Source organism: Micromonospora lupini str. Lupac 08 (assembly GCF_000297395.2).
Lineage (GTDB): Bacteria > Actinomycetota > Actinomycetes > Mycobacteriales > Micromonosporaceae > Micromonospora > Micromonospora lupini.
Window position 1 is genome coordinate 4,361,741 of sequence record NZ_HF570108.1, and the last position, 6,069, is coordinate 4,367,809.

The 6,069-nt window shown below is 73.5% G+C and carries 5 protein-coding genes; 2 read left to right on the plus strand and 3 right to left on the minus strand.

The features are described 5' to 3' along the window. Positions 1–4: 4 nt before the first annotated feature. Both MILUP08_RS21130 and MILUP08_RS21135 read left to right on the plus strand, forming a co-directional pair. Positions 5–1,015, plus strand: coding sequence for an acetylxylan esterase (locus MILUP08_RS21130; protein ID WP_007461357.1), 1,011 nt, complete (start codon positions 5–7; stop codon positions 1,013–1,015). A 266-nt stretch (positions 1,016–1,281) separates the two neighbouring features. Continuing rightward, complete coding sequence (locus MILUP08_RS21135; protein WP_007461359.1) at positions 1,282–2,481, plus strand: cellulose binding domain-containing protein; 1,200 nt, start codon at positions 1,282–1,284, stop codon at positions 2,479–2,481. 323 nt (positions 2,482–2,804) lie between these two features. Here MILUP08_RS21135 and MILUP08_RS21140 read toward each other — a convergent pair whose 3' ends face one another. The 3 genes from MILUP08_RS21140 to MILUP08_RS21150 all read right to left on the minus strand — a co-directional run. After that, positions 2,805–3,269, minus strand: a complete 465-nt coding sequence (locus MILUP08_RS21140) for a MaoC family dehydratase (RefSeq protein ID WP_007461362.1) — start codon at positions 3,267–3,269, stop codon at positions 2,805–2,807. 16 nt (positions 3,270–3,285) lie between these two features. Next, positions 3,286–4,434 carry an acyl-CoA dehydrogenase family protein gene (locus MILUP08_RS21145; protein WP_007461364.1) on the minus strand — a complete coding sequence of 383 codons (1,149 nt, stop codon included), beginning with the start codon at positions 4,432–4,434 and terminating at the stop codon, positions 3,286–3,288. A gap of 59 nt (positions 4,435–4,493) precedes the next feature. Further along, positions 4,494–6,069 (minus strand): LuxR family transcriptional regulator (locus tag MILUP08_RS21150; protein WP_237747150.1); only part of this gene is annotated, 1,576 nt, incomplete at its 5' end.

Below are 6,069 nucleotides of genomic sequence, written 5' to 3' on the forward strand. Positions count from 1 at the left end.
AACCGTGCCGCACTCCGACCCCGCCCTCGACGAGCTTGAGCGATACGTGCCGGCCGTCGCCGAGCCCGAGGACTTCGACCAGTTCTGGCGTTCCACCCTGGCCGAGGCCGCCACCCGTCCGGTGCTCGTGGACGTCCGTCCCGAACCCACCGACCTGCGCCTGCTCGACTCCTGGGACGTCACGTTCGCCGGCTTCGGCGGTGACCCGGTGCGGGCCTGGTACACCCGCCCGGCGGGTGTATCGGGACCGCTGCCCGCCGTGGTGGAGTACGCCGGCTACGGGCGCGGGCGCGGGCTGCCGCACGAGCGGCTGACCTGGCCGGTCGCCGGGTACGCGCACCTGTTGATGGACAACCGGGGCCAGGCCGGGCTGTACGGCGCCGGTGACACCGCGGACCCGCACGGCAGGCTCGGCGGCCCCTGGCCGGCCACCTGGGGAATCCTCGACCCGCACCACTACCACTACCGGCGTCTGATCACCGACGCGGTCCGGGCCGTCGAGGTGGTTCGCGCCCTGCCCGGGGTCGACGCGGGCCGGGTCGCCGTGCTCGGCAACAGTCAGGGCGGCGGTATCGCCCTGGCGGTGGCCGGCCTCGTCGACGACCTCGCGGCGGTGTTGGTGACGGCACCGTTCCTCTGCGACGTCCAGCGCGCCGTCACGCTCAGCGACGTGTCACCGTACGGCGAGATCGGCAGGTACCTGGCGGTGCACCGGGAGGCCGAGGGTGCGGTCCGACGCACACTGTCCTACGTCGACGGGGTGACCTTCGCCCGGCGGGCGACCGCGCCGGCGCACTTCGGCATCGGCCTGCGCGACACCGTCTGCCCGCCGAGCACCGGCTTCGCCGCCTACAACCAGTACGGCGCGGCGACCGGACGGCCCGTCCCGCCGCCGCGGGAGATGCACGTCTACCCGTTCAACGGCCACGAGGGCGGCGAGGCCGTGCACGTCCGGCGGCAGTTGCGCTGGCTCGCCGCGAGGCTCGGCCCGACTGACACGGCGAGCAGGGGCTGACCCCCTCGATTTACCACCGGCCATAGTCGGTGTTCGATCCATTGCCGGTGTTAGCGATAACAAGCTATGGTGCGTCCAGGCGGGGTGCAGGGCACATCCCGGCCGCGGCTCATCGATCCGTCGACTCCGACCGTCGATGACCAGAGCGTTCGACCAGCGGTGATGACGTCCGGGTTCCTGGTCCTCGCGCAGCTCACTCTCGCGTACCGTGCGGTTCCGCCTCGGCGGGCCGCCGTTGTCGTGCCCCCACCACCCGAGGAAGCCCCATGAGCAGACCGATTCCTGGCAACACCGTCCCCCCAGCGCCCGTCACCACCGCGACGACGACGCGGCCCCGCCGGGCCCGACTGTGGTGGGCGGCCCTGGCCGCCGTCGCGGCCATGACCGCCGCCGTCCCGGTGGCGACCGCGCCCGCGAGCGCCGAGTCCAACGGCGGGGTACGTGTCATGCCCCTCGGCGACTCGATCACCGACGGCTTCAACGTCGCCGGTGGCTACCGGATCGAACTCTGGCAGCGGTTCGCCTCCGGCGGCTACCGGATCGACTTCGTCGGTTCCGGGTTCAACGGCCCGGCCAGCCTCGGTGACCACGACCACGAGGGCCACTCCGGGTGGACCATCGCGCAGATCGACGCCAACGTGGTCAACTGGCTGCGCGCCACCAACCCGCGCACCGTACTGCTGCACATCGGCACCAACGACATGTACGGGGACACCTCCGGGGCTCCGGCGCGTCTGGCCACCCTGGTCGATCGCATCACCAACACCGCACCGAACGCGGACGTGTTCGTCGCGACGATCATTCCGAAGTCCGGCGCGGACACCCAGGTTCGCGGCTACAACGCGGCGATCCCCGGGATCGTGCAGACCAGGGCCGCCGCCGGCAAGCGCGTCCACCTGGTCGACATGTACCGCGCGCTGACGCTCAGCGACCTGGCCGACGGCGTCCACCCCAACGCCACCGGTTACCGCAAGATGGCCGTCGCCTGGTACGACGCCCTGCGCACGGTGCCCGGCAGCATCGGGGGCGACACGCCACCCACCACCGCGCCTCCGACCACGCCACCGCCCACCACCGCGCCTCCGACGACAGCGCCGCCCACCACCGCGCCCCCGACCACGGCACCGCCGACCACGCCGCCGCCGTCGGAGGGCTGCCGCGTCACGTACACGGTCAACGCCTGGAACAACGGGCTCACCGCGTCCATCTCGGTCGCCAACACAAGTAGCAGCGCGGTCAACGGCTGGGCCCTGGCGTTCACACTTCCGGGCGGCCAGAGCATCACCGGCGGCTGGAACGCCAGCTACTCACCGACCAGCGGGGCGGTGACCGCGCGCAACGTCTCCTACAACGGCACCATCGCCCCGAACACGTCTGTCGACATCGGCTTCCAGGCCACCCACACCGGCAATGCGGGTAAGCCGTCCGCCTTCACGCTCAACGGAGCCGCCTGCACGGTCGCCTGACCCTCAGATCGACCGCATGACCCCGCGGGGCGGGCGCACCTCCCCCACATCCTTTGCTCTGCTTCAATCCACGCAACACAAACGGTCTCTGACTGATGCGCCGGTTGAAGCAGAGCAAAGGGCCCGCGGACGGCCCTTGACCCTGCGCCGGTAACGCCAACCCGCCAGCCAACCAGCCGACGCAGCGCCGTGTGAGGCCGAACAGACGACGGGCAGCGGGGGCGACGACGGACCGCAGGGGGCGGCGACAGGCCGCAGGGGGCGGCGACGGATGTCGGTTCCTGTGGCGGGGTGACCGCGACCACGACGTCCGGCGGGGACGGTCAGCCGCCCGCCTTGCCATAGAGGCGGCTGACCGTCTCGGCGACGCACACGGGCTTGCCGCCGCCGTCGCTCTCCACGGTCACCGCCGTGACCATCTGCACCCCACCGCTGACCGGTGACACCTCCGCGATGACTGCAGTCGCCCGCACGGCGGCGCCGACCCGCAGCGGCGCGGGGAAGCGCACCCGGTTCAGCCCGTAATTGACTCCCATCGCGACCCCCTCGACGCGGTAGAGCTGACCGGCCAGCGCCGGCAACAGCGACAGGGTCAGGTAGCCGTGCGCGATCGTGGCGCCGAACGGTCCGGCCGCCGCACGGACCGGGTCGATGTGGATCCACTGGTGGTCGTCGGTGGCGTCGGCGAAGAGGTTCACGCGGTCCTGCTCGATCCGCTGCCAGGGGCCGGGCCCGAGGGTCTCGCCGACCGCGGTGGTCAGCTCGTCGACGGAGGTGAAGACTCGCATCGGGGTGTCCTTAGAGCTAGAAGGCGTTGACGCCGGTGAGCGCGCGTCCGATCAGGAGCTGTTGGATCTGGCTGGTGCCCTCATAGAGGGTGGCGACCCGGGCGTCGCGCAGGTACTTGCCGACCGGGTACTCGTCGATGTAGCCGTACCCGCCGAAGACCTGGACCGCGTTGTTGGCCGCGCGGACGGCGGCCTCACTGGCGAAGAGCTTCGCCACCGACGCCTCGGTGGCGAACGGCTGGTCGCGGTCGATCAGATCCGCGACCTGCCAGACCAGCAGGCGGGCGGCCGCCGTGTCGACGGCGATGGCCGCGAGCAGTTGCTGGACGAGCTGGTGCCCGGCGATCGGCTTGCCGAACTGCGTCCGCTGCCCGGCGTAGCCGACCGCCGCGTCGAGGCAACCCTGGGCGATGCCGACGCAGCCGGCCGCCACCGACATTCGTCCCTTGGCGAGGGTGGCCAGCGCCAGGCGGAAGCCGGCGCCCTCGGCGCCGAGGCGGGCGGCGTCGGGCACCCGCACTGCGTCGAGACTCAGCTCACCGGTGGCCTGCCCGCGCAGTCCGAGCTTGCCGTGGATCTCGCGCCGGGTCAGGCCCGGACTGTCGGTGGGCACCAGGAACGCGGTGATGCCCCGGTGTCCGGGACCGCCGGTGCGGGCGAAGATCAGGGCGACGTCTGCGGTCGTGCCGTTGGTGATGAACGTCTTCGTGCCGGTGAGCAGCCAGTCGTCGCCGTCGCGGACCGCACGGGTGCGCAGCGCGGCCGCGTCCGATCCGCTGTCCGGCTCGGTCAGCCCGAAACAGCCGAGCGCGGCGCCGGAGCAGAGCCGGGGCAGCCACTCGGCCCGCTGCGCGGCCGACCCGTGGGCGGCGATCGACTTGGCCACCAGGCCGAGTGAGACGGAGACGATGCCGCGCACGGCCGAGTCGCCCCGGCCGAGCTCCTCCAGGACCAGGCAGTACGCGAGGTGGTCGCCGCCGGAGCCGCCGTCGGACTCGGCGATGGTGAGCCCGAGGAAGCCCAGGTCGCCGAGCTTGCCGACGATTGCCGGGTCGACCGACTCGCGTCGGTCCCACTCGGCCGCGTGCGGCGTCAACTCACGGTCGACGAACTCGGCGGCGAGCTGACGGACCGCCGTCTGCTCGGCGGACAGGGTGAGCTCCATGACGCATAAACTAGCGGTGATAGTTTACGCCGTCCAGACCGGACGTCCCCGGGCTGCGTTCACCTGTCGGAGGCCAGACCGGCGTGCGGTTCGGCGGCGAAGGTACGCGCCAGCTCGGTACGGGAGCGGATGCCCAGCCGATGGAAGACGTTGCGCAGGTGGTGGTCGACAGTGCGGGTGGACAGGAACATCCGGGCGGCGATCTCCCGATTGGTGGCGCCCTCGGCGACCAGTTGCGCGATGCGCAGTTGCTGACCGGTCAGCAACCGCGCCGCCGGCAGGTCCGGCGGACCGACCGACTCCCCGGCGGCGCGCAGCTCGGCCGTGGCCTGCTCGGCCCAGCGGTCCGCGCCGAGCAGCGTGAACGTCTCCCGGGCCTGGTGCAGGTGCCCCCGGGCGTCCCGCGGACGTCGGCTGCGCCGCAGCTCCTGACCGAAGAGCAGCTCGGTGCGCGCCCGTTCGAAGGCGCCGTCCTCCGTCGGGTGCAGCCGCAGCGCGGTCCGGAACTCCCGCTCGGCCTCGACGCCGCCGCGGGGCGCGAGCAGCGCGTGACACCGGGCCGAGAGCGCGCGGCGCAGCGGGCTCGCGGTGCTGCTCGCCCACCTGTCGAAGGCAGCGAGCGCGGCCGTGGCCGCCGGCCGGTGCGGCAGGTGGGCCGCCGCCTCCACCAGGTACGGAGTGGCCATCACCTGGACGAGCACCTGGCCTCGCCCGGTGCCGAGCCGGGCCAGTGACGCCAGTCGGGCCGCCGCCTCGGCGTGCCGACCGTCGACGAGGTCGAGCACGGCCAGCGCCCACCCGGCGAGCGCGTGTGGTCGGCTGCCCGGCGTCGGCGTCGGGCCGATCTCGCGGATCCGCCGCAGGCTGCTCTCCCGGTCGGCCCGGACGGCGGCCAGCACGGCGAGCATGCCCAGGTGGACGTTGGCGCAGTTGAACTGCCCGGCGGCACGGGCGACCCGCAGCCCGTCGCGGGAGGTCTCCGCCGCCGCCTCGTGCCGCCCCAGCCAGTACTCGGCGACCGCGCGCAGCTCCAACGCCCGGGACAGCATGGACAGCTCGCCCCGCTCCCGGGCCAACCCGACGGCGCGCTCGGCGAGCCGGTGGGCGGCGCCGTCCACGGCCACCACCAGCCCCGCCGCCGCCGCGCAGGTGAGCGCCGTCGGGGTCAGCGCCGGCCCGGTCAACCGGCCGCCCAGCACAACGGCGCGGCGCAGTGCGGGCCCGGCCCGCTCGTGGTCACCCCGCAGCGTGGCCGCCACCCCGGTGACGAGGCAGGCCGTCAACTCCACCGCCGGCGGATCGTTCGGGTGTCGCAGGGCCGCGGCCCGCCGGCCGACCTCCGCGTACCGGTACTGGTCACCGGCGAAGCACACGGCCTCGCCGGCCCGCGCCAGCGCCTCCATGGCCACGGCGCGGTCGGTCCCGGCCACCGTACGCGCGGCGGACAGCAGCGTGGCCGCCGCGCCGGCGGCGTCGTCGCAGCGCAGTTGCAGCTCACCGCGGAGCAGCCCGGCGTGCCCGGTGACGGTCGGGTCCGCGCAGGTCGCGCGGAGGCGGTCGAGCAGGAGCCGGGCCTGGCCGGGTTGCCCGGCGGTCCAGGCGTACCGGGCGGCGGCGAGCAGGCGGGCAGCGGCG